17 protein-coding genes are annotated in these 22,508 nt (G+C 55.2%); 5 read left to right on the top strand and 12 right to left on the bottom strand.

Translation table 11 applies throughout. From position 1 onward, the window contains the following. Positions 1-103: 103 nt before the first annotated feature. From OEL49_RS04075 to tssJ, 12 genes are all read right to left on the bottom strand, one after another. Complete coding sequence (locus tag OEL49_RS04075) at positions 104-1,099, bottom strand: hypothetical protein (RefSeq protein WP_287874053.1); 996 nt, start codon at positions 1,097-1,099, stop codon at positions 104-106. Positions 1,100-1,115: 16 nt separating this feature from the next. Next, entirely contained in the window at positions 1,116-1,778 is a 663-nt protein-coding gene (locus OEL49_RS04080; RefSeq protein WP_287874054.1) for a hypothetical protein, read from the bottom strand. 71 nt (positions 1,779-1,849) lie between these two features. Continuing rightward, on the bottom strand, positions 1,850-2,914 hold the full coding sequence (locus OEL49_RS04085; RefSeq protein ID WP_287874055.1) for a hypothetical protein: 1,065 nt from the start codon (positions 2,912-2,914) through the stop codon (positions 1,850-1,852). A 119-nt stretch (positions 2,915-3,033) separates the two neighbouring features. Next, the gene (locus OEL49_RS04090) at positions 3,034-4,032 is read right to left on the bottom strand and encodes a hypothetical protein (RefSeq protein WP_287874056.1); all 999 of its coding nucleotides are present in this window, start codon (positions 4,030-4,032) and stop codon (positions 3,034-3,036) included. 10 nt (positions 4,033-4,042) lie between these two features. After that, positions 4,043-5,380: a hypothetical protein gene (locus OEL49_RS04095; RefSeq protein WP_287874057.1), complete on the bottom strand. Its 1,338-nt coding sequence runs from the start codon at positions 5,378-5,380 to the stop codon at positions 4,043-4,045. Positions 5,381-5,385: 5 nt separating this feature from the next. After that, on the bottom strand, positions 5,386-8,253 hold the full coding sequence (locus OEL49_RS04100; protein ID WP_287874058.1) for a type VI secretion system Vgr family protein: 2,868 nt from the start codon (positions 8,251-8,253) through the stop codon (positions 5,386-5,388). A gap of 10 nt (positions 8,254-8,263) precedes the next feature. After that, positions 8,264-9,322: a type VI secretion system baseplate subunit TssG gene (tssG, locus tag OEL49_RS04105; protein WP_287874059.1), complete on the bottom strand. Its 1,059-nt coding sequence runs from the start codon at positions 9,320-9,322 to the stop codon at positions 8,264-8,266. Further along, positions 9,286-11,127: a type VI secretion system baseplate subunit TssF gene (gene tssF / locus OEL49_RS04110; protein WP_287874060.1), complete on the bottom strand. Its 1,842-nt coding sequence runs from the start codon at positions 11,125-11,127 to the stop codon at positions 9,286-9,288. The genes tssG and tssF overlap by 37 nt, the downstream gene beginning before the upstream one ends. Position 11,128: 1 nt before the next feature. After that, positions 11,129-11,620, bottom strand: coding sequence for a type VI secretion system baseplate subunit TssE (tssE, locus tag OEL49_RS04115; RefSeq protein ID WP_287874061.1), 492 nt, complete (start codon positions 11,618-11,620; stop codon positions 11,129-11,131). 2 nt (positions 11,621-11,622) lie between these two features. Then, a complete protein-coding gene (icmH, locus tag OEL49_RS04120; protein ID WP_287874062.1) occupies positions 11,623-12,396 on the bottom strand; it encodes a type IVB secretion system protein IcmH/DotU in 774 nt (257 codons plus the stop codon). A 13-nt stretch (positions 12,397-12,409) separates the two neighbouring features. Beyond that, a complete protein-coding gene (gene tssK, locus OEL49_RS04125) occupies positions 12,410-13,759 on the bottom strand; it encodes a type VI secretion system baseplate subunit TssK (protein WP_287874063.1) in 1,350 nt (449 codons plus the stop codon). A 10-nt stretch (positions 13,760-13,769) separates the two neighbouring features. Continuing rightward, positions 13,770-14,408 (bottom strand): type VI secretion system lipoprotein TssJ, encoded by a 639-nt coding sequence (gene tssJ / locus OEL49_RS04130; protein ID WP_287874064.1) that lies wholly within the window; start codon positions 14,406-14,408, stop codon positions 13,770-13,772. A gap of 514 nt (positions 14,409-14,922) precedes the next feature. Here tssJ and OEL49_RS04135 point away from each other — a divergent pair. The 5 genes from OEL49_RS04135 to tssC are packed head-to-tail and all read left to right on the top strand — an operon-like array spanning position 14,923 to position 22,502. Then, positions 14,923-15,621, top strand: coding sequence for a M15 family metallopeptidase (locus tag OEL49_RS04135; RefSeq protein ID WP_287874065.1), 699 nt, complete (start codon positions 14,923-14,925; stop codon positions 15,619-15,621). Between the two features lie 39 nt (positions 15,622-15,660). Next, positions 15,661-19,413, top strand: coding sequence for a type VI secretion system membrane subunit TssM (tssM, locus tag OEL49_RS04140; protein WP_287874066.1), 3,753 nt, complete (start codon positions 15,661-15,663; stop codon positions 19,411-19,413). A gap of 18 nt (positions 19,414-19,431) precedes the next feature. Continuing rightward, entirely contained in the window at positions 19,432-20,460 is a 1,029-nt protein-coding gene (tagF, locus tag OEL49_RS04145) for a type VI secretion system-associated protein TagF (RefSeq protein WP_287874067.1), read from the top strand. A 41-nt stretch (positions 20,461-20,501) separates the two neighbouring features. Further along, the gene (gene tssB / locus OEL49_RS04150) at positions 20,502-21,008 is read left to right on the top strand and encodes a type VI secretion system contractile sheath small subunit (protein ID WP_205231555.1); all 507 of its coding nucleotides are present in this window, start codon (positions 20,502-20,504) and stop codon (positions 21,006-21,008) included. 6 nt (positions 21,009-21,014) lie between these two features. Further along, positions 21,015-22,502 (top strand): type VI secretion system contractile sheath large subunit, encoded by a 1,488-nt coding sequence (gene tssC, locus OEL49_RS04155; RefSeq protein WP_205231556.1) that lies wholly within the window; start codon positions 21,015-21,017, stop codon positions 22,500-22,502. The last annotated feature ends 6 nt before the right edge of the window (positions 22,503-22,508 follow it).

Consider the following 22,508-nt stretch of genomic DNA (forward strand, 5'->3'; position numbering starts at 1 on the left):
AAAAAGTTGAAATTGGCCACCATGTCTGCGCTGGCGGCTGAGTTTGTTAAGGAATGACTGGGGGGAAACTATTGATGTCGATGGTTTCGAGCCGCATTCCAAGTCAATCCGGGTTCTCCGGCTTGTATGGGTTCTTGAATTTGCTGTCGGGGAATGTGGGGGTGGGCTTGGGCAGAGGCCAGCCGCGTTTGCCGGTCCACTCCTTGATGTCCGGTATGAGTCCGGGTTTCTCCCCATCCGGGCATTCGTGCAGACAAACCCAGTATTTGCCGTGTTTACCGATGACGGGGCGAGGCGGGTCGTCGAATTGGGCCCAGCCGAGAAAATTGCCTATGCGGGTTTTCTCCCCATGTTTGCCACCGTAGCTGGTGACATCGATATAGGGCGGCCCCGGGGGGAATTCCTGCAGGCCCATATGGGGTGGGCGACGGTAAAGCTGGTAAGTCCATTCGCGGCAACCGAAAAGACCGATATCCGCTTCTACCTTTTTGCGGTCAAACTTTTGTTTGGGATGGAAATAGGCATCGCTGCTGTTTTTGGCGTAGCGGCCATCGTCCCAACTATGGTGACAGAGGGCGGGAGTAAATTCTCCGCCGTCACCAGATGGAAAGCCGTCGAACCAGTCTCCCAGCCAGTACCAATAATCGCCGGGTAACCCTTCTCCAGCTACTAGCATTGCGACTCGATTTTTATCTCCATCTCGTGTTTGGCGTGCTTTCAGTGGAGATAAAGAACTATTTGATGTTAGTACTTGAGCGGTTTTGTCAAATTCAATTACTTGAAAGCCAAGTTGCCCATATTCTTCATAGTAATCCGAATAGCCCATCAAGTTTTGATTTGAGAAATGTGTGTCTTTTAGTGGGTAGGTCGGAGTAAATAGCTCTTCATATTTTCTAAATTCCGGACTTTTCTCTGTGTCGGCTCGTTTGTTAGCTTTTTGCGCAACGTACAAAACACTCTCATATCGACCAGAAACCACGATTATATATCGAGCGGGCCATGGGTAATCATTAAGCCAGTGATACCAATTTAAGCTATATTGGGCTGCTTGAGCCATAGAGGTCACGAATAACAAGAATAATACTTTTACGTTCCACATAGATTTATGTCTGATTTTATTCTGCGTTGTCTAGATAAAAGTGGTGTACGTCATCTGCATCAATGAACTTTCCAGTGTGTTTCTCTTCTGTATCTAATGTTTTGCCATGACTCAGTATTTTGTATTGGATGGTGATGGACTGTTCATTTGATTTTTCGTTTTTTATTTGAATAACTGGGAATGTTATTTTTTTGCTGCTCGAATAACGAATTGCAATACATGAAGATAGGTATCCAGGGATAAGATATCCGGATGGGTTTCTTTTGTCTGTAAAGAAAATGATGTATTTCTCGCGCTGAGCGGTACTGTTTGCATGCAATGCCCATGTGTCAATACAAAAGAAATTGGGCGGCATTTTGTTGGATACTGGGGTGTATAGCTGTAATAAGCTGGCGTCTAGTTTTGGAAGTTTTTTGTTTGTTAGGTTTTTAATTTTAACGGGCTTGTTATTTAAGTATAAATTTTCCCCGTTGTAAGTTATTTTTGTTTTTTGCGACTTTGTGGTGATTTTATCTGTAATTTTTCCGTTGCTTTCATATAGCGTTTTTCGATCAGTATTGTCGATTTTTCTGAAAACATGATCGGTCTGGCTTTTGTAATAATCATCAAATGAATAGATGTTTTTGGCGTTTAAGGTTGGTGTAAGTAGTACTAGGAAAATTCCAATTGTAAATTTCATTGCTCCAGTGCTGCTCCATTCGATATGGTCTGGCTATTATCAAGTTGACTTGAGGGGGCATGCATCAGAAGTCAATCCGGGTTCTCCGGCTTGTATGGGTTCTTGAATTTGCTGTCGGGGAATGTGGGGGTGGGCTTGGGCAGAGGCCAGCCGCGTTTGCCGGTCCACTCCTTGATGTCCGGTATGAGCCCGGGCTTCTCCCCATCCGGGCATTCGTGCAGGCAAACCCAGTATTTGCCGTGTTTACCGATGACGGGGCGAGGCGGATCGTCGAATTGGGCCCAGCCGAGGAAATCGCCGATACGGGTTTTCTCCCCATGTTTGCCACCGTAGCTGGTGACATCGATATAGGGCGGCCCCGGGGGGAACTCCTGCAGGCCCATATGGGGAGGGCGACGGTAAAGCTGGTAAGTCCATTCGCGGCAACCGAATAGACCGATATCCGTCTCCACTTTTTTGCGGTCGAACTTCTGTTTGGGATGGAAATAGGCATCGCTGCTGTTCTTGGCGTAGCGGCCGTCGTCCCAACTATGGTGGCAGAGGGCGGGAGTAAATTCTCCGCCGTCACCAGATGGAAAGCCGTCGAACCAGTCTCCAAGCCAGTACCAGTAGTCTCCTGGCTGTCCCTCCCCTGCTACCAGTAGGGTCATGCGTTGATTTTCGCCTCCCCGCGTTTGTCTTGCTCGTAGCGGCTGTTTTGAACGGTTGGGAGTTAATACTCGACCGTCCTTGTCAAATGTGATGACTTGAACACCTAGTTGGCCGTATTCGTCGTAAGTGTCGTCATAGACTTTTAGATACTGATTGGCGAATGGTTCGCCCTGTAGAGGAAAAATTGGATCAAACAATTCCTCATAATTCCTAAATTCTGGACTTTCGTTCTTGTCTGCACGTTCATTAGCTTTCCGTGCAGCATATAGTACGGCCTCATATCGTCCTGCAACCAATATGATATATCGAGCGGACCATGGGTAATCATTAAGCCAGCGATACCACTCAGAGCCATCGTTTTCTGCCAAAACTGAAATTGGAAGGGCGAAAAGGGATGCAAAAACAATATGGAAACGAACACTGTCAACGCTCTTGCATATGCTCGTGGTCAGTTTACCGAACAGAGATTTGAGGTTGGTGGTCATTAGGGACGTGAGAGAAAAAATAAAATGGCCATCATGTCTGCGTATGGGGCGGCTGAGGCTATCAAGGAGTGGCTAGGAGGAAAGCCATCGATGTCGGTGGATTCACTCTGCATTCCGGATCAATCCGGGTTCTCCGGTTTATATGGGTTCTTGAATTTGCTGTCAGGGAATGTGGGGGTGGGCTTGGGCAGGGGCCAGCCGCGTTTGCCGGTCCACTCCTTGATGTCCGGGATAAGTCCGGGTTTCTCCCCATCTGGGCATTCGTGCAGGCAAACCCAGTATTTACCGTGTTTACCGATTACGGGGCGAGGCGGGTCGTCGAATTGGGCCCAGCCGAGAAAATCGCCGATACGGGTTTTCTCCCCATGTTTGCCGCCGTAGCTGGTGACATCGATATAGGGCGGCCCCGGGGGGGAGTCCTGCAGGCCCATATGGGGCGGGCGACGGTAAAGCTGGTAAGTCCATTCGCGGCAACCAAAAAGACCGATATCCGCTTCCACCTTTTTGCGGTCAAACTTTTGTTTGGGATGGAAATAGGCATCGCTGCTGTTTTTGGCGTAGCGGCCGTCATCCCAGTGTCGGTGGCATAGGGCTGGAGTGAATTCGCCCCCGTCTCCCGAAGGGAATCCATCAAACCAATTTCCTAGCCGATACCAGTAGTTCCCCGGTTTTCCATCTCCTTCGACTAACATAACTACGCGTTGCTTCTCCCCATCCCGAGTTTGTCTTGCACGAAGTGGTTGAAGAGAGCGATTAGGTGTTAGCACTAAACCGGTTTTATCAAATTCAATAAGTTGAAGGCCAAGCTGTTCGTATCGGTCGTAATTGTCGTCGTAGATATTTAATTCTTGATTCGAAAATGACAATCCCTGTAAGGGAAATATTGGATCGAACAACTCTTCATAGCTTCTGAATTCTGGAGATTTCTTTTCGTCGGCTTTTTTGTTTATCATTCGAGAAACATTTATAACCCCATCGTAGCGCTCAGCTACAACAATGATGTAGCGTGCAGGCCAAGGGTAGTCATTTAGCCAGTGATACCATTCGGAGTCATACGTTGCTGCGTAAGAAGTGAATGATAGTGTTAATGACAGAAGGGCGATTGAGATAGCATGCATAGAGTACTTTTCATGGCAGGAGATATGTATCATTTGCAGTAATATGCAAATGGTTTTGGTGATTTTTATCGTTGCCAGACAGGTTTAAGTTGGCATCTGCTTCCTGCTGGTCGTGAGTGTCAATATCCATTAGGAGAGGATCAAAAATTTGCTTTATCAAAGGATTTTTGGTTAAAGTTTGTTCAAAATTGCTTGTCGTAGAGTTTTTGTGTTTTTTCTGAAAAATATCTTTTGTATCATTGGCTTTCACCTCTGCTTCTTTATATTCGTTTTTTGATTGTGCCTCTCGCTCTTTTGCATTCTGAATCCCAATCTCGCCTTTTGCTTGTTTTACATTTTTACTTGCATTCGCGAGTGCAATTTTTGCTTCTGTTAGTTTTTGTTCAGACTTCACCCATTCGGTATGGGCTGCTTTTTCTTCTTCACTTTGCCAAAGGCTTTTATTTGTTTTATCGAAAACTGCAGTGCTTCCATCGGATTTTTTGACAGATTTTATGTCCAAACCTAAACCAATTCGATGTGTTGCACTGCCGAGCATTGGGCGCCAGCCGGATGTTATTTCCATAGATGAAATACTGCAGTCTCTCGCTGCCTGAAGAAAAGCAATCCAGGTACGGGGATGGACGCGGGGCAGACCCTCCCGAGCAAAGTCGTAGCCCTTTTTGATATTTGCCCGACAGTTGGCGTCTGATCCTGTTTGAAAAATAATCTGGCAATTGTTTTTGTTGTCAAATTGAACGCTGTATCCTGTTTTTGTATTGACGGAACCACCGTATAAATCGGCTATTGCTTTGGCGATGCCAGTATCTTTTTCTCCGGCATTCAGAAGATGAGCGGTCGCCTCTTTCGCACTGTATCGGTGGCTGAAGCGCATCCAGATGTCACCGGTAAGCCATCCTTCATATCGTGATTCCGTGCTGTTTTTATCGGCATCTGTTAGGGTGACTGGTTTCAGTTCGGCGACATCGTCCTGTGGATCTTTCTTGGTTTTAATAATGGCTTTGATGTCTTTGCTGCCCACAGTCAGGGGGTAAAGCAGTTCCTGTCTGAATTCGGGGGAGGCGTCACTGCCTAGATAAAGACCGATTTTGTCCCCTTCTTTGACCAGAGCTTGAATGGTGAGGATGGCAGTGGCTTGCTTTGGTTTGAGTACCTTGTTTTCCGGCTGTTTGGCACCGTTCCAATAGAAGGCGTAGGGCAGCCGTAATTTCTGGTCAAAATGGATTTCGTACGTCACAGCAACTTGTGCCGGGAGATGTTGGGTGACACAGGAGTTTTCCTGTTCGTTGAGCAGTCCCTTGATGTCGCACTGGGCGTTTGCAGATTGGCTCTTTTCAGGCTTGGTCATGGCAGTTAACAGCAGTCGTCAGTGGATGAGCGGTCCTGGTCTTCGTCCATCAGCCCTTCTACCAGGCCTCCCCAGCTTATTTCGACAGGGAGAGGGGAGCTTCCATAGAAGCGCTGCGTACGACCTTCTTCGTCGGTGATGCCAGTGATGATGCGACCATCGCTGAAGGTGGCACGGTAGGGGAGATTGGCAAGCGCTTTGCCGCCACTCAGGCCCAGGGCTTGGAACTGTTCGTCGTAACGTTTTAACGCTCCGGGGAGTAGGGGGATGGAAGGTGTCATGCTTGCCGGCCCCGACAAATCCAGCTTGGCGCATTTGATTGACAGGGTGCCGGGACAGTGAAAATTGGCGTTGCCGCCGGCCAGCTTGAAATAGCCGCCGCCAGAGGTGACGACCAGTTCCTTGCCAGCGCTGGCGGTGATGTCCTGGGTGGCGGCGGTGAAGGCCAGTTCCTGTTTGGCGATCAGGTCTACGCTGCTGCTCTGAGCCTGCACGTCCACCTTCCCCCTAGCGGCATAGAGCTTGATAGCGGTCTTGTCCTTGATGCCCTGGACGAAGAGGGAGATGGACTGGCCGACGTTGTGGATCCAGCGTCGGGCTGTGCTCTGGTTGGTGTCCCGGGCGGAGACCTGGTCGAAGTTCTGCCCCGTGGCAAAGGTGGCGGACTGGGGCGTGGTGATGCCGATCCCGGCCACGGCGCTGGCGACGAGGATGGGCTGCTGCCCGGCTTCGTCCGGCTGTTCCTTGGCGCCGCCCTTGTGTTCCGGATCGGTGTTGCTGCCCTTCTCCCAGGCCGCCAGGGCCTGCTTCAGATGCCATTGGGTGCCCTTGGCCTTGGCCTTGCCTTCGGCATCCTGGCGCCCTTTTCCGGTCTCGGTCTTGTCGGCGTTCTGCTGGGCGGCGCTGTCGGCCAGGCTCTGGGCCAGGGCGAAGGCGGCGTCGAGCTGGCCCTGGGCGCCTTCCCGGTCCAGCTGTTTGCCGCTGGCCCCGGCCTTGGCTTCGGTGGACAGGAGCAGCCCCTGGGCAGCCCGGATGGCCCCGGCCTTGTCGGTGCGCTGTTCGAAGCCTTCGCCCCGGGGCTGGCCTTTGCCTTCGCTCCGGGGGTGGATCAGGTAGCCCTGGTTGTGCTGGGTCTTGCCGTGTTCGCTGGAGAGCTTGGCTCGCAGTTCGCCGGTGCTGTCGTCAAAGAGCAGTTCGTTGTAGCCGTTGCCTTTGTATTCCTTGCTCTTGATCCCGGCGAGCGTCCGGTTGGCGGGCAGGCTGCCGGCCCCGGAGTAGGTGGGGGGGCGGTGGCTGCCGTTGTAGAGCCCAGCCATGACCACGGGCCGGTCGATGTCGCCTTCGAGGAATTCCACCAGGACTTCCTGGCCGATCCGGGGCAGGTACTGGTGGCCCCAGTTGGCGCCGCCCCAGGGCACGGCGACCCGGATCCAGCAGGAGGAGCGGTCGTCCAGGGCGGCACCGCCGTCGGGGTGGTCCTGTTCCCGGGCCCAGTGGAACTGGATCTTGATGCGCCCCAGGTCGTCGGTATGGATCTCTTCGCCCTGGGGGCCGACCACGGTGGCGGTCTGGGGACCTTTGGCGGTGGGCTTCTGGTAGGGGGCGTAGTCGGGGGCGATGGGGGTGTCCCGGCGGACGGCGGTGAAGGTGTTGCGGTAGGGCTGCTCACCGGTGGCGCCGGCAGCATCGCTGGCTGTGCCGCGCTGGCCGGCGGCGCTGGCCAGGAGGCCGGGCAGGCCGTCCGTCAGGTCGCCGGGCAGGTTGTTCCTGGCGTGCCAGTTCAGGCTGCGGACGAGGAAGCGGCGGCTGTCGTCGTCTTCGCCTTCGTGGCGGGGGTGGTCTTCGAGCTGGAACCATTGGCCGGCGGTGAGGCCCCGGACGCTGCTCTGGCCCTGGTAGTCCTTGGCGGCCCGGTCCCGGCTGTCCTGCCGCAGCTGGGTGTAGCGGGAGAGGTCGTCGTTGTCGGCGCCGTAGTAGTGGGCCTGGGGATCGTAGGCTTCGAGCCGGCTTTCGACCTGGCCCCCTTGTTCGCCCTGGTCGGTGGTGCCGGGGGCGTCGGCCTGCAGGGGGGTGACGGGTTTGTAGTCCCAGGCGAGGAGCTGGCTCTTGCCTGAGCGCAGGCGCCGGGCGGTGTCCCAGGCGGTGAGGCTGTCGGCCTCTTCGCTCGCGTCGGCCCGGTGGAAGCGGATCTTCTCCTGCTGGGCCGGGGTGGGCTCGTAGGGGTCGTCGAAGAGGACCAGGGTGTGCAGGGGGGTGGCGTCGTCCTGGCGCTGGCCGCTGCTGTCCTCTTCCTGGAATTCGTAGCGGGTGGCGATGCCTTCTTCGGCCAGGAGGCGGCGGATGAAGTCGCGGTCGGATTCCCGGTATTGCAGGCAGTAGGAGCGCTGGGGGTAGTCCTTGGCCAGGCGGTTCTGCCAGCGGCAGGCGGCAGCCCAGGGGCCACCGGCGTCCCGGTGTTCGGACAGGAGGGTGTGCACGATCTCGGGGACGCTCTTGTCCTGGAAGACCCGGCTGTTGGTGCGGTGGGTGAGGAGGGAAAGGCCGGGGACGATGACCAGGGCGAAGCGGGAGAAGCCGCCGTCGGCGCCTTCATGGCGGGCTTCGGCGATGAGGCCGGAGATGGTCTTGTGGCCGCCGTCGGCCAGCAGCAGGTTGAGTTCGGCGATGCGGCCGATCAGTTGCTTGAGTTCCAGGTGGGTGTCGGGGGAGAGGCACCCCACTTCCACCCGGTAGTCGCCGGAGACGGATTCTTCTCCCCTCGCTTCCACCGGCAGCAACTCCTCCGAACCAACTCCCAGTACCCGGAGCTCCAGCAGCCTCGACTCTTGTACAAAGGCGCTGGCGTAGGAAGATAGAAGTCGATCAATGCTCACGGTTTATCTTTCAGGCAAGGAGGGCGAATGCGGCATCGTCCGGGTCGTGTTGAAATGCCTGGCGCGTCAGCCAGGTGTCGAATCCTAGGCGTGCTTGGTCGGGTGATCGAGAATCCAGGCGCAGGCAGGGCGTGTCCCTGCGGTCAAGAATCAATCGAACATCACAGGCCAGACCGTGGCCGACACAAAAGCGCAAGGTCTCAGCCAGTTCCTCTGCTGCCGGATTGCCAGGGAGGAAGTTGCGGTATGCCTCAGCCCGCAAGGGCCCCAGGCTGAGTCGAATCCGTGTTTGCCGGTCCCAGATGCGTTGGCCAGCGAAGGCGCTGCTACCCAAGACGGCCGCGTTTTGGCCAAGACGGGTTTGTTCCTGTAGCGGAACGGCAATCCAATGGCCGACGAAATTCTCAAGGCTGGCGGGGACCTGGAATAGTCCGCGTACGATGGAGACGCTGGCTTCAGCGGAGATGGGCCTTTGGGCCAGCAAGCCGGAGAAAAAGAGAAGGCGCTCCTTCAGTTCCGGGGAGGCGGCGGTGTTTCGTCCTGCTCCCTTCTGCCCATTTACGTCTTTCCTGGTGAGTCCCAGTCCAATCAAGGAGCGCAGGCTGCGGCTAAAACTGTCTTCCCCGCCTTGTTCGAAAGCGAGTGGGAAACGGTATTTCCGCCATGCCGAATAAAACAGTGCGATGGCCCTGTGGGAGAACAGGTCCAAGAAGGCATGGGCGGTGTCGTCCTTGAATTGCTGGCGACGCTCGATGAGCAACTCGGTGTAATGGGTCGGCAGGGCACCGGAGGGGCCGGTCAGCCCCATGCAGGCGACAGTCAATGCGAGGGATGGCAATTCCTCCTCGTCTTGCCCCGCAGTGGAACGAATTGCAGCAATCTCGCTAGGCGGGAATGCCAGGGTGGCCGGCGTGCGGAAGCGGACCCTTTCAGGTAGCGCCTGATCAATATGCCGGGTGCCTTCGGCCAAGGCGAGCAGACGTATCGCCTGAAACAGGCCGAAGCGTTCGGGTGCCGAGCATAGCTCGGCGATCAGATCACGAGAGCCGTTCCCGCTCGAGGAGCCCATTGGTAAACGATACCTTCCTGTTGCTTGGTGAAGACCCGTAGCCGGGTAAAGCTGTTGGGGGCGCAGTACAGCGCAAAGAAGCGTTCCAGTACGGTGGCGAACAGATGAATGCCGACGCCGACGTAATGGAGCTCGTCTAACATGAGATCAATCTCTGTGCCGCGAACGAAACCTGAAAACTGGGGGCCTGTGACCCTTGCCGTATGGGGCCGGCTGTCAATGGCCAGGATGCCTTCGATCTGCCTTGAAATACCCTGGGCCTCAGCTGGGTTGTATAGCCCCAGCAGTTCTTGCAAGGCCTCCTTGCCTTGGGTCGCGATCGAGAGATGATTCAGGGCCAAGTGGGATACCAGGCGCCATTGCATTCCCCTCTTTGCCGGAGGTCGCAGGCTGACGGTGGGCTTGCGCAGGGGGCGGACGCGACTGACGACGGAGTGTCCTGGGAGTTGGAAGTCCCCTTGATTTCCCCCAAATGCCAAGGTGGCCGGCACATCCCGGTTGCTGCAGGTGAGTTCCAGACTTAGGACCTCTGCTTCAGGGCGTACCGGGGAGAAATCCAGGTCTGCCAGGTGCATTTCAACTTCGGTTCCGAGATCTCCTTCGCTGGTAGATCTATTGCGGCTGGCATACCAATAATATGGCACACGCTTCTGGCCATGCTGGCCGATGCTGTAGAAGGGGGGGATGCGTTCCGATGATTCTCTGGTGCCAACCTTTTCAACCCGGGTGACGGAATCCACGGAAATGACCTCGAAGGAGCGAGGTTTCCGGCTGTCCGGCACCACCGCATAGGATTCACGCTGATGGCTCAGCCGGATCGGTTCGGCTGCCTGGCGGAACAGATTGATGGCGGGCGTGCAACCTAGCTTGAAATTGCCGGGGCTGAGGGTCTGCTGCAGCCGGTTATGACGCTCGTCGTTGCCGTAGCGTTCAAGGAAGAACTGAATGCGTAGCGTTGTTCCGGGGTGGCGCAAGGCCGGAGCATCCAGGCCGGCAAGGTCAAGAAAGAGGAATTTTTCCGGGAAGGCAAAGTACTCGCTGAGCAGGCGATAGCCGAGGAAGGAACGATGGTCGTAGTCGAGAAGTCCTTCCTCGGCGGCAAAGCCCACCTCAGTCAGGGACGTTTTATCGAGGAGAACGGTGCGACTTGGGTCGTCACTGCCGTCGTCGATACGGATGCCTGTCATCCGGGAAAGGAGCAACTCATGCAGCAAATACATCAGGGGGGCTTCGCCATCGAGGAAGAAGCGAAGGCGGTGGATGTCCAGGGCAGACCAGGGGATGCCGCCGAGTGTTTCCAGTTCCAGGGTAACGGCTGCATTGCCGGAGGTCAGGCGGCGCAGGTACTCCGATGCCTGAGTCGACTCGAGCTTTGCTTGAGTTACCGTCAAGGGCCACAACTCAACATCGTAAGCGGTTCGGAAACGACATTGCGTTCCCGAAACAGAAGGTGATGTCAGAGGGTGGTGGCGAGGAATTTCATAGCGACCAGCAATACCTGGCTTGATCGGATCGATTTCCAGGTGAACGATGGTGGCAGAAGGGAACGGTTGGGTGTAGTGGGGGTAGAGAACCTGAAGGAAGGACTCGGCTATTTCCGGGTACTCATCATCGATTTTTCGATGAATGCGAGCCGAAAGGAACGAGAACGCCTCAATCAGGCGCTCCACATGAGGATCTTCGCATTGCTCCCCTTCTAGTTGCAGGCGCCGGGCAATCTTTGGATAGCGCTGGGCGAATTCTCCGGAAAGCTTGCGCAGGTAGCCAAGTTCCCGTTCGTAGTAGGGCAGGAGTTCGTCCAGCATGTCAGTCCTTGTTCTCTACTCGATAGGAGTTCGAAGCTAGCTGCAAAGTGGCGTCGAAGGTCACGGTTGGCCGGTTCGGATAGGGGGCCAGGACTCCTGCAACCCGAAAACGCAGCGATCGCTCACTGGCACCCCCGGTATCGAGGGAGACTCGAACCCGTTTTAGCCGTGGCTCAAAGCGTTCAATCGCGCGCCGGATATCTTCCCGTAACAGTGAGCGATCATCGGGGTTCTGCAGACATAGGCTGTTGAGGTCCATGACCCCGAAGGTGAGCATGGTTTGTGCGGACTCCGGATAGTCCATTGCCGTTTCGTTTGGGTCAGAGCGCCTGGTGTTGAGGAGCGCTTCCAAATCCCGAGCTACCACTTGCCGGAATTGACGTAAATCCAGTGAGGATTCATCTGCCCGATCTTCGGCATTCCGAGGGTGATCATCGAGAAGACGGTCCAGCACCGAGGGTCTGACCGCGAGTTTGTGGTAACCGGCGTGCATGTCTATTGCTGGATTGTTGCCGGAGCAGGTGTTTGCACCGGGGCGGTCGCGCTGACATTGGGTGGGGCCTGCTTGGCCAACGTACCTACCTTGCTACCCAGCAGCCAGTTGAATGTGACGAACAGGATAATTGCGATGCCGGTCAGTAGCGCGTAGTAAAGCCATAGCGGGAGTTCATGACGAACAAATTCCTGGAACTTGAAGGGCAAGCGCCAGTGGGGGGCAAATTCAGCTTTACCTCCCCGTGCATGCATGATTTCTTGGCCGAGACGAGCCACCAGATAGTTGAGACGTTCGGTTCCCTCGATCAGGTATTTCCCCTGAAAGCCCAGGAGAAGGCAGGTGTGGAATACCTCGAGGCTTTCAACATTGCCCAATGGGTCGAGGCGCAGATTCTCCAGCTTGTCGAAAAACACTTCCCCGGCCAGATGCTGGCCAAAAAGCCGCAGTTGCAAGGGAGACAACTCCCAGTCGTCCCGGATGGCGAAGTCCGAGGCGAATATGATTTCGTCCAGCAGAGCACAAAACGCAAATTTTGCGTCAGCGATTGCTTCCGGGCTTTTGCCGAAGTTGCGGGCATTGATTTCAAACTGGGATAGAAAGCGGTCAATGCGACTGTTGAACTCTGCAGCACTGGCAGGTGCATTGCCGTCCCTCAACAGGAATAGCAAATAGATACCATCTTCGAGTAGGTCATTGAGAGTCGGTCCCGTGGGCGTCGTTGTCAGTGGCAATGCAGGGGATTCGGAGGTAGGAAGCGCTGTGGCCAGATTCATGGATCGTCTCCATTCAGCGGAATACCGCAATCAGTTCAAGTTTCAAATCGATTAGCCCTTGTGGAACATAGATGCAGATAGTCCGGGACTTCATCATTCGTTCGAAGATGGTGCCGTGGGGTTCGAGTGCAAAATAATGGTTCCCTACGCGGACCGGAATTGCTGCGGGGGTTTGGGCCGCATGGGTCAGTCGAATGCCCCCGAGGGCCGAATTGAGTACCCGTTCCACATCGTCAGGAGCGCCAACCTTGAGTTTCACCGGGACCGTTTCGGTGAGATTTGGAATTGCTGTTTCACTGGAAACTGAGAGATAGAAGTCCGTCTTTTCCAGGAGTCGATCTGATTCCAGGTGACCAACATAGAACGAGGTCTTGCTGTTGGTGAGGGGAATGACCATGTATCGGCTGGAGATGACTGTATCCAGAAGAGTACGGATCAGTTCGTCCAGCTTGCGGAACACCGAGGTGGAGTCCTGGTGGCGGTAGTTTGGAATCTCGGTTAGCGACAGGGACGACGAAAAAGTCAGCAACTCACCGGCCAATTGAGCCAGCTGCAAGTAGAGCTGTTCGGGATGGGTGCCAGGGAATTGTTGAATGTGGTTCAACAAGGGAAAGCTACGATTGACGGTATGCAGCAGCCAGAATGAGGCAATGTCGGTAGTCCCATACTCGACCACATCCTTGCTGCGTTCCCTGTGGGTAGCGGTAAGTGCCTGACTTTTGACTTCAAGGATATCGATCAGCCGGCGTAGTTGGGCCATCAAAGCTGTAGAGGCTTCAATGGCGATTAACGGAGGGATGTAGTCTTCATCAATCCCCCAGTTTCCAGCCGCATTTCTGGCAATACGCGCGATCGGCAACGAAATGAATCCATCGCGGTTTTCTTCCTCAAGCATCAATCTAACATTGGCTTGAAGCGTGGTGATCTCGGACTCCAATGCACTGGTGAAAAGGTCTGCCAATGGGCGCTGCCTTAGGGAATAGCGGATTGGCTTGGATGCTTGCCCAATGTCCTGGATTGCATTTCCGCCGAACTCATCGTAGGCCGGTAGGCAGGCGTGGACGACCGTAGTCATGGATATCTGCGGCAGATCGTTGAGATTGCGTTGGGGCGGGAGCGGCTCCTCCGCGGGGGCGTTGAAGGCCGTTCCATCCTGGAACAAGGCTTCCAAATGGGCCAGGCGAAGAAAGCCTCCCGCTAGCGCTTCCCGATCAATCTCCAGGCGCTGCAATCCCCAGGGATGCAGAAGACTCAGTCGGGCTACTTTTGCGAGTTGTGACTCGTAGTAGCGTGCCTGTTGCTGAAAGTGCTGGGGGCGAAGGAACATCCCTTCGCCCCAAAGAACTCGACAAGATACAGTCAAGATGGCTCCGTCACTGAGGAGTGGTGGGCTGGGTGATGGGCTTTGCGGAAGGGCGCTTAGCTTTGGGTTTGGCTATGGGGGCCGCCTTGTTTGTGGGGGACGGACGACCATTGGCCGATGGCTGGTGGTCTGGGTCGATACATTCAGCCTTGGCGCCTTCGGGTTGGGACGGAATCGCTACGGGTTTGATTCCTGAAAGCTCCAGGTAGCAGTCGCGTACGGTGAATGTGAGTCCGTGGCGGCGAATGTCTTCAGCTTTGACTAGATAACGCCAAGCATGGCGATCCGGATTGCGGAAGTAACCGACGATACCCAGGTATTTGGCTTCCGGAAGAATGGTTCCCGCATTGACCTTTTGAGCTCCAGGTACCACGACAACTTCCGTGCGCTCAATGAACTCTTGGCCGAACAGTTCGGCATCACTGCGACCGCTGGCAGCTGTTGCAAATGTCAGCTTGGAAAACTCGTTGGCATCCTTCAGCTGGTACAGACGAACCACCACCGAGAGAGGCTTGCCCGAAATGTCCCGGTTGATGACTGGGTCGCCCGAAGTCTTGATATCAAAACGGGTAGGGCCGGAGGCACAGCCGCTGGCAAGCAGGGTGGCAACAATGCTGGTTGCAAAAAAAATCCTTGAGTTCAGGCGCATGGTAAGTCCTTGGAGACGTTGGCAGTGTGTATTGATGCGTTTGGGTTATGACGGTTGACTATATTAGTTCATTGTCGGATTATGTGCAAAATTTATAAAAAACGTTGCATAAGTACAACTAAAGTAGTGTTCTGCATATCGTCATATCACTTTTGTAGGTATGATTTTGCGAAATTGATTGTTTTTAATCGTTGTAGTGCATTGAAATACAAGCGATATTTGTATTCGTGACAAAAAATCCGGTTTTTCGTATTGCTATTGATATATGAGCATTTGTATATGTTTTTAAAGTTTTCCGCAGGTGCCTGCCTTGATGTCTGACGCCTGGTTTATTCCGATGCTCTTGCTATCTATGGCGGGACTGTTTGCCTCTCTGGGATGGGTCGGATGGTTTTGCTTTCTCCGTCCGGATAGCCGGTCAAGGGGATGTGACGGGAAAAGGGGGGCGGCGGGAAAAGCGAGAGAGGCTGTTGATAGGCGCTTCTCTCTTGAGACAGCTAGGAAGGGGCCGGAGATGGTGAATGTCGAACCTGTTCCTGCCTCGAAGTCTTGGTTCGTTTTTCATGTTCTGCTTCGTCGTCGCCATCTCGGGGTGGTGCTGGCTCCGGTGCTTGCAATTGCCATGACTCCAGCCCTGATTTTTATGTTTCGTCAGGATGTCGACTTGGCTCCCCCAATCGATCGGGAGCATCGATATCAAGCAGCGGTTGGCCTGGTTTTGCAGGAGCAGAAGTTGGTACCCCCCAAGGCGCTGCCACCAACAGTCTTTGAGAACCTGGACGACAAGAATCTATCTATTGAGTCGGCCGATAGGGATTGGGGGCGGCTCGATCCTGTATTTGCCCAATTGGTTTTGCGAGTCATGGAACGCATGCAGGCGAGAGGAGTGCGGATGGCCTTGCTTGAAGGTTATCGCTCTCCGGAACGACAGGAAGTGTTGGCTTCCCGCGAAGCAAAAGTTACCGGTGCCCGAGGCGGACAAAGCAAGCACCAATATGGCCTGGCTGTTGATTTGGCCCCATTCCAGGACGGGCATCTGGTGATTTCGGAGGCAGACCCGTGGGCAGCAAGGGTCTATGAAATATATGGGCAGGAGGCCGAGGCCGTCGGCTTGGTATGGGGGGGGCGATGGAGTTTCCGTGATCTGGTTCATATCGAAGCTCCGGGCACCATTGCAGACAATCTCCGCGCCGCAGCGTCGGCGCAGCGTTAATGAATGACTCTGTTTGTGTAGAGAAAAGGATAAGTGAGCATGTTCCGGAATCTGTTGCGCAACCAAAAAGTACTGATGGCCATTGGTTTCCTCGTTCTTGTTGTCCTGATCTGGTTCCTTGGTCCGTGGTTCGGGCTGAAGTCTCCGGAGGCAAGATTTGGGTGGATATTCGCTGTCATGCTGGTATGGGTTGCCATCCTTCTGGTTGGAAAAGCGCTATCAGAACGAGCCGCTGGTTTGCTGGAGGGCGTGCTACGTAAGCAGGGGGATGATGCTGTGATGGCCGCTTCCCCTGAAAAGAGGGCGGAAGTTGCTGCACTCCGAACCCGTCTGCTGGATGCCATTGAAACTCTGAAGAAATCCAATATCGGGAAGACCAGAGGAAAGGCCGCTCTATATGAACTGCCCTGGTACATGGTGATCGGCCATCCTTCTGCAGGGAAATCGAGCGCCATCATTAATTCCGGCCTTACCTTCCCTTTGGGGGAAAAGGGAGGTGCTGGAATACAAGGCGTGGGCGGAACGCGTAACTGTGATTGGTTTTTCTCTACGGAGGGTGTCTTGTTGGACACCGCTGGCCGTTACTCAACGCAGCGGGAGGATCGCCAGGAGTGGCTCGAATTTCTCAAGCTGTTGCGTCGCCATCGTCCCAAGGCCCCGCTAAACGGCATCATCGTCGCCATCAGTCTTCCCGAACTGGCAAAGCACAAGACGGAAGCCTTTGCCAGCTATGTACGGCAGGTGCGGGAGCGCATCAACGAGGTGGATGATGCGTTTGGTGTCAAGCTTCCGGTCTATCTGGTGTTAACCAAGATCGACTTGCTGGGCGGCTTTGGTCAATTTTTCGAAGTACTGCCGGAGGAAGAGCGCCACCGTGTCTGGGGGGCTACCTTGTCCCATGAGCAGGCTGGCGACTTTGATGCTCCCCGTGTTGTTGGCCAGCATTTCGAACTGCTGTATCGCGGCTTGGTGCAGAGTGGAAATGAGCAACTGGCTAACAATCGGGGGAGTTCAAATAACGCCTCCTTGTTTGCCTTTCCGATCGAATTTCATGCCATCAAGGAGGGGGTTTGCCACTTTGTCGAGCTTCTCTTCGAAGATGACCCCTACCATACAAAGCCTCTGCTCCGTGGTTTCTATCTGACCAGTGCTCTGCAAGAGGGGGTTCCCCGTATTGCTGCGGGATCCAGGGTTTCCGCTCAGTTTGAGCTGTCCCGGTCCGGCTTTGAAGTGACCCAGCCGCCTTCGGGGCACAGCTATTTTCTTCGCGAGCTATTCCGCCGGGTGATCTTTGAGGACCAGTTCCTCGTTGGGCGACAAACCAGGCCCAGTGTGGGAAAGCTGCGTTTGGCGGGTATTGTTGGGGGGCTGGTATTGTCCTCTCTCCTGGTCGGTGCCTGGACATGGTCATTCGTAGGCAATCAAAAATTGCTGGAAACGGCCAATTCGGAAATGGCAACTGCTGCGCAACTGGTCCGTAGTCAGAGTCTGGCTGATCAGTTGAAGGGTTTGCAGGTACTGCAGCTGCGCATTGAGCAACTCTATAGCTATCGTCGGGATGGCTCGCCCTGGGGCCTAGGGTTCGGCTTGTATAGAGGAAATGAAGTGGAAGCGGTTCTACGCCAGGAATATTTTGCCGGCGTGAGACGTCTCCTGCTGCAACCGGTAGCAGCCAATCTTGAAGCGAGACTCGCGGGTTTGGGCGTATCGCCGACGGAACAACGCCAATTTCCTTCTGCCGTTCCTTCTCCGGTACAAGATGGACTACAGCGTGTCGCAGCAAGCGGCAGTCAAATACTTTCCAATCGTCCCCGCGATGCAAGGGAGGCGCTTGCGCAGATGCAACGCAAAGAGTCAGGGGGAGATGTGGCGCCGCCTGATGGAGAACGTGCTGCGGGAGAGCAGAAACGTTTGGAAGAGGGCTATAACGCGCTCAAAACGTATCTTATGCTGCATTTCCAGGAGCGAATGGAGATGGGGCATCTGTCTGACCAGTTGCCTCGCTATTGGCGGCCATGGCTTGAATCCCGCAGCAATGGGCAACTTGATCCTGAAGTCGTTCGTTCGGCAGAGCGAATTGTGGGTTTTTACTTATCCCAGTTGCAGGAGCCTGATCTCCCCCTGATCGATAACCGCCAGGAGACGGTTGAAGCCTCTCGCCAGATTCTGCGGAGTGCCCTGAAGCGCCTTTCCGCAAAAGAGCGTGTGTACAACGAACTCAAGGCCCGGGGGAATACGCAGTTCCCGGCCATGACCGTAGCTCGTCTCCTCAACAACAGAGATGCCGACCTTTTCACTGCCAGTTATGCGGTGCCAGGCAGCTTCACTCGCGAAGCGTGGGACAAGTATTTCCAGAATGCCATTGCCGAGGCCAGCCGCGGCGAGGTCAAGGGTGATGATTGGGTCTTGGCCGCCAGTCTTGCAGATGATCTGAGCCGGGATGGCGATGTAGAGCGTAATCGCCGTGCCTTGGAAGCGATGTATCAGGCTGATTACGCAAGCGAGTGGAAGAAATTTCTCCAGGGAATATCCGTCAAGGAGTTTGCCAGCCTAGAAGAGGCTCAGGTTCTGATCGGCCGCCTGGGCGATGCCCAGAAGTCGCCCTTGCGTACCATCATCGTTCGGGCTTCTCAAGAAACTGCCTGGGACAATCCCTCTGAACTGGCCAAGCGACTCGAATCGGCAAAAAGCACCGTAATTGAGAAGACCGAGCGCTTCATCAACGGGCGCAGCGGAGACGGGGGCAACGACGGGGGACGCTTCGGGGAAGTTGGCGGGCAATTTTCCATTCTTCCTGCCCTGGCTGGGAATGGAGAGGCTGCAGGCCCCCTATTGGCCGATTATCTTGCCCATCTGTCCAAGCTTCGCATCCGGCTGGCAACGATTGCAGCTTCTGATGAGCCCGGTGCCGGCTCTCGGCAGTTGATGCAGCAAACCCTGTCTGGAAGTGGCTCCGAACTGGCTGAAACTCTGCAGGTGGTGGATGTGGCCATCCTCGGGACAACAGGGGAGGACGCCCGTGAGTACTTGCGCCCCCTCCTGGTTCGCCCCCTGATCAACAGTTATGCGGCCCTTCTACCTCCGACAGAGAAGGAGATCAACAAGGCTTGGTCTTCCCAGGTGTATGGCACCTGGTCGTCTCTTTCGCGGAAATACCCATTTGCCGACAGCAGTAATGAAGCGTCCATGGCCGAAATGGGGAAGTTCTTCAAGCCGGGAGACGGCATCCTGAGTCGCTTCATCACCCAGCAGATCGGCTCTCTGGCCGTGCTTCGGGGAGAAACGCTGGTGCCGAAGACCTGGGCCAATCTGGGAATCCGGTTTAGCCCGGCCTTTCTTTCCGGTGCCGGGAAACTGATGAACGTCAGTACGTCGTTCCAGGAAGGGGATGGGTCCAAGTTTGAGCTTCAGCCTGTACCGACACCCGGGCTAAGCGAGATTTTGATCGAAATTGATGGACAGCCCCTGCGCTACCGCAACGGCCCCCAGATCTGGACCACTTTCTCGTGGCCCAGCCCTACCAATGTGCAAGGAGCTCGCCTGCAGGTGATTTCCAACTCCGGTGCTAATGCCGAGGTGGCGAATTTCTCCGGACGCATGGGACTGATGCGCCTCCTGGCGATGGCCAAGGTTACCGACGCGAACGGGCAAGGTGGGCAACTCATGTGGCGCTCGTCGGCCAAGGATGACGGCAGCACCGTGCGCTTCAACTTCCATCCGGTCAGTGGAACCAATCCTTTGGCGCTGGCTAGTCTGCGCCGCCTGGTTCTGCCCGAGAGCATCACCCAATAATTTTCATACGGAATGAAGATGGCACTTTCATTTATGAGCCGGCCCGCAAGCGATCCGGGAACCTACGCAATGATGGGCAAATTGCCCAATCGGGCGGATTTCGTACGCCTGAATGCCGTACATCCGGTGGTTGGTGAATTCGACGGCTTGGTTCAAACCGCTCTGGAGCAGATGTCTGCCGGTCTGGGGTGGGAAACCCGATATGACGCAGCGCCTCGTACCGACTTCTATTACACCTCTGCGGATAAGCGCTGGGTTTTCTACGGTGGTTGGCAGGCAAGCCGGGATAGTTCCGGTCGGCGCTATCCCTTCGTGGCTGGTGTTATCCGTCCGGTGGAGGATCTTTCCGCCGAAGCCAGTCTGGTTCCAATTTCCCTTGAGGTGTTTTTTGACGGGCTGCATTCACAGATCGCCAATGCGATCGATAACTCCGTAGAGGCGGTCTCATGCCGGGAATTTCTGCAGGCCAACTGTGTGGCAGAGGCTCGTAACGATGCAGATAAGGGGTTGGCAAGGGGGCTTGTTCGGCAGTTTCTGGAATCCCACACCGTAGCCGAGCTGGAGGGCTTCCTGGTTGCGACCGGCATACCTTCCCTCCAGCAGGCATTGCTCAACATCGCGTTTTACCTGGCATTCCTCCGCCGCTACGAGAATCCCGCCGTGATCCAGGAGATTGCGTTGCCTCTACCCGTTGGTAAAGGGGAGGGTGCGCTTTATGCCAGCACTTGGCTGACGCTTCTAACTGCCTTATGGGGAAAGAAACCGTGGACCGGCTGCTATTTTCTTCATGCCGGTACCTCTGCTCCTGGCCTCAGTGTTTCCTTTGGGCGTATGCCGCGCAAATTGGGCTATGTCTTCGATGGTCACGGCAGTAATGGAGCAGAAAGTGCCCTCGACCTAGGCAAGGAAAACGAGTTGTGGCGAGGGCATCCCGAATATGCGGAAACGGCATTCGCCCTGGGGCGCGTGCTGTCCGATCCCCGACAGCCATTGAGCATCGTTGCCGATCTGCTGGCTGAGATCGGCAAGAAATTAAGCGCCGCTTGATGCGGTATCTGCAGCGTATCGACTAGTAGAGAGGTGAAGTAATGGCAAAGGAAAGCACGCAGAAGAAACTCTCCCGGGTGCGGCCGCCACGGGTCCAGATTACGTATGACGTCGAAATTGGCGATGCCATCGAAACCAAGGAGCTGCCCTTCGTCATGGGGGTTCTGGGCGATTACTCTGGTAACCCAAAAGAGCCCCTGCCCAAGGTCAAGGATCGGAAGTTCGTAGCCATCGATCGAGACAACTTTGACGATGTTCTCAAGGGTATGGCTCCTCGCATTGCGGCTCGGGTGGACAACAAGTTGAAGAATGACGGCAGCCAACTCTCCGTCGAGCTGAATTTCGAGAAGCTCGAGGATTTTGAGCCCCAGAACGTCGTCAAGCAGGTCGAGCCTTTGCGTCAGTTGCTCGAGGTTCGCGCCAAGTTATCGGACTTGCGCAACAAGATGGTCGGCAACGACAAGCTCGAGGAGCTGCTTGATGCCATCGTTCGCGATACCGAGAAGCTGAAACAGATCAATGCCGGTCATGGGCCGGAACAGGAGTAAATATTCATGAGTGCCGAAGCCCAACTGCAAGAGCCTGAGAGCGTTGTAGCCGATGCTGCAGCCCCCAGCCTGCTCGACAGCATTATCGATCAGAGCCGGGTCGCGACCAGCGACAGCGAAAAGCGCCATACCCGAAACCTGATTTCCGAACTGGTGGACCAGGTTCTGAAAGGAGCTGTGACTCTTTCGTCAGACCTTTCTGCCAGTATCGACCTGCGTATTGCCGAACTGGATCAGCTGCTATCGGACCAGGTGAATGCCATCATGCACCATCCGGATTTCCAACGGCTGGAAGCTTCCTGGCGCGGTCTCAAGTATATGGTGATGCAGTCTGAAACCAGTACCACCTTGAAGATCAAGGTGATGAATGCCAGCAAGAAGGATCTGATCAAGGACCTCAAGGCAGCTCCGGAATTCGATCAAAGTGCCCTTTTCAAGAAAATCTATGAAGAGGAATACGGCACATTCGGTGGGGCTCCCTATGCAGCTTTGGTTGGGGACTACGAGTTCACCAGGCATCCCGAGGATTTCTACCTTCTGGAAGAAATGTCTCATGTCGCGGCTTCCGCCCACGCACCCTTCATTACCGCAGCAGCATCCGGCCTGTTTGGCCTGGAGAGTTTTACCGATATCGGCAAACCCCGGGACCTGGCGAAAATTTTCGACACGGTGGAGTATGCCAAATGGAAATCCTTCCGCGAGTCTGAGGATTCCCGATATGTCGGTTTGGTTCTGCCTCACGTGCTGGGGCGTCTTCCCTATGGGCGGGACACGGTACCAGTGGAAGAGTTCAACTTCGAAGAAGACGCTGACGGTTCTGACCACAACAAGTATCTATGGACCAATGCCGCCTACGCGTTTGCAACCCGTCTGACTGACGCATTCGCCAAATACGGCTGGTTGGCCGCCATCCGCGGCGTTGAGGGTGGAGGGCTGGTGGAAGGGCTGCCAACCCACACGTTCAAGACCGACGACGGGGAGATTGCGCTCAAGTGTCCCACCGAGGTGGCGATTACTGATCGTAGCGAAAAGCTGTTGTCCGATCTTGGATTCATTTCCCTGGTCCACTGCAAGAACACCGACTATGCGGCCTTCTTCGGTGGACAGTCGAGCCAGAAGGCCAAGACCTATAACACCGACGCGGCCAATGCCAACGCCCGTCTGTCGACCCAGCTTCCTTATATCTTTTCCGCCTCCCGTATCGCCCATTACATGAAGGCGATCATGCGCGACAAGATCGGCAGCTTTGCTTCCCGCCAGAACGTACAGGATTTCCTCAATACCTGGCTGGCCCAGTACGTCCTGCTGGACGATTCCGCCTCTCAGGAGGCGAAGGCCAAGTATCCCCTGCGGGAAGCCCATGTGGACGTTGTGGAAGTTCCCGGCAAGCCTGGTGTTTATCGGGCAGCGGCTTTCCTGCGTCCCCATTTCCAGTTGGACGAACTCACCATCTCACTGCGCCTGGTGGCCGAGTTGCCCAAGCCTGCTCGCTGAAATTTC

The sequence above is a fragment of the Azospira sp. genome (genome assembly GCF_030247495.1).
Taxonomy (GTDB): Bacteria; Pseudomonadota; Gammaproteobacteria; order Burkholderiales; family Rhodocyclaceae; genus Azospira; species Azospira oryzae.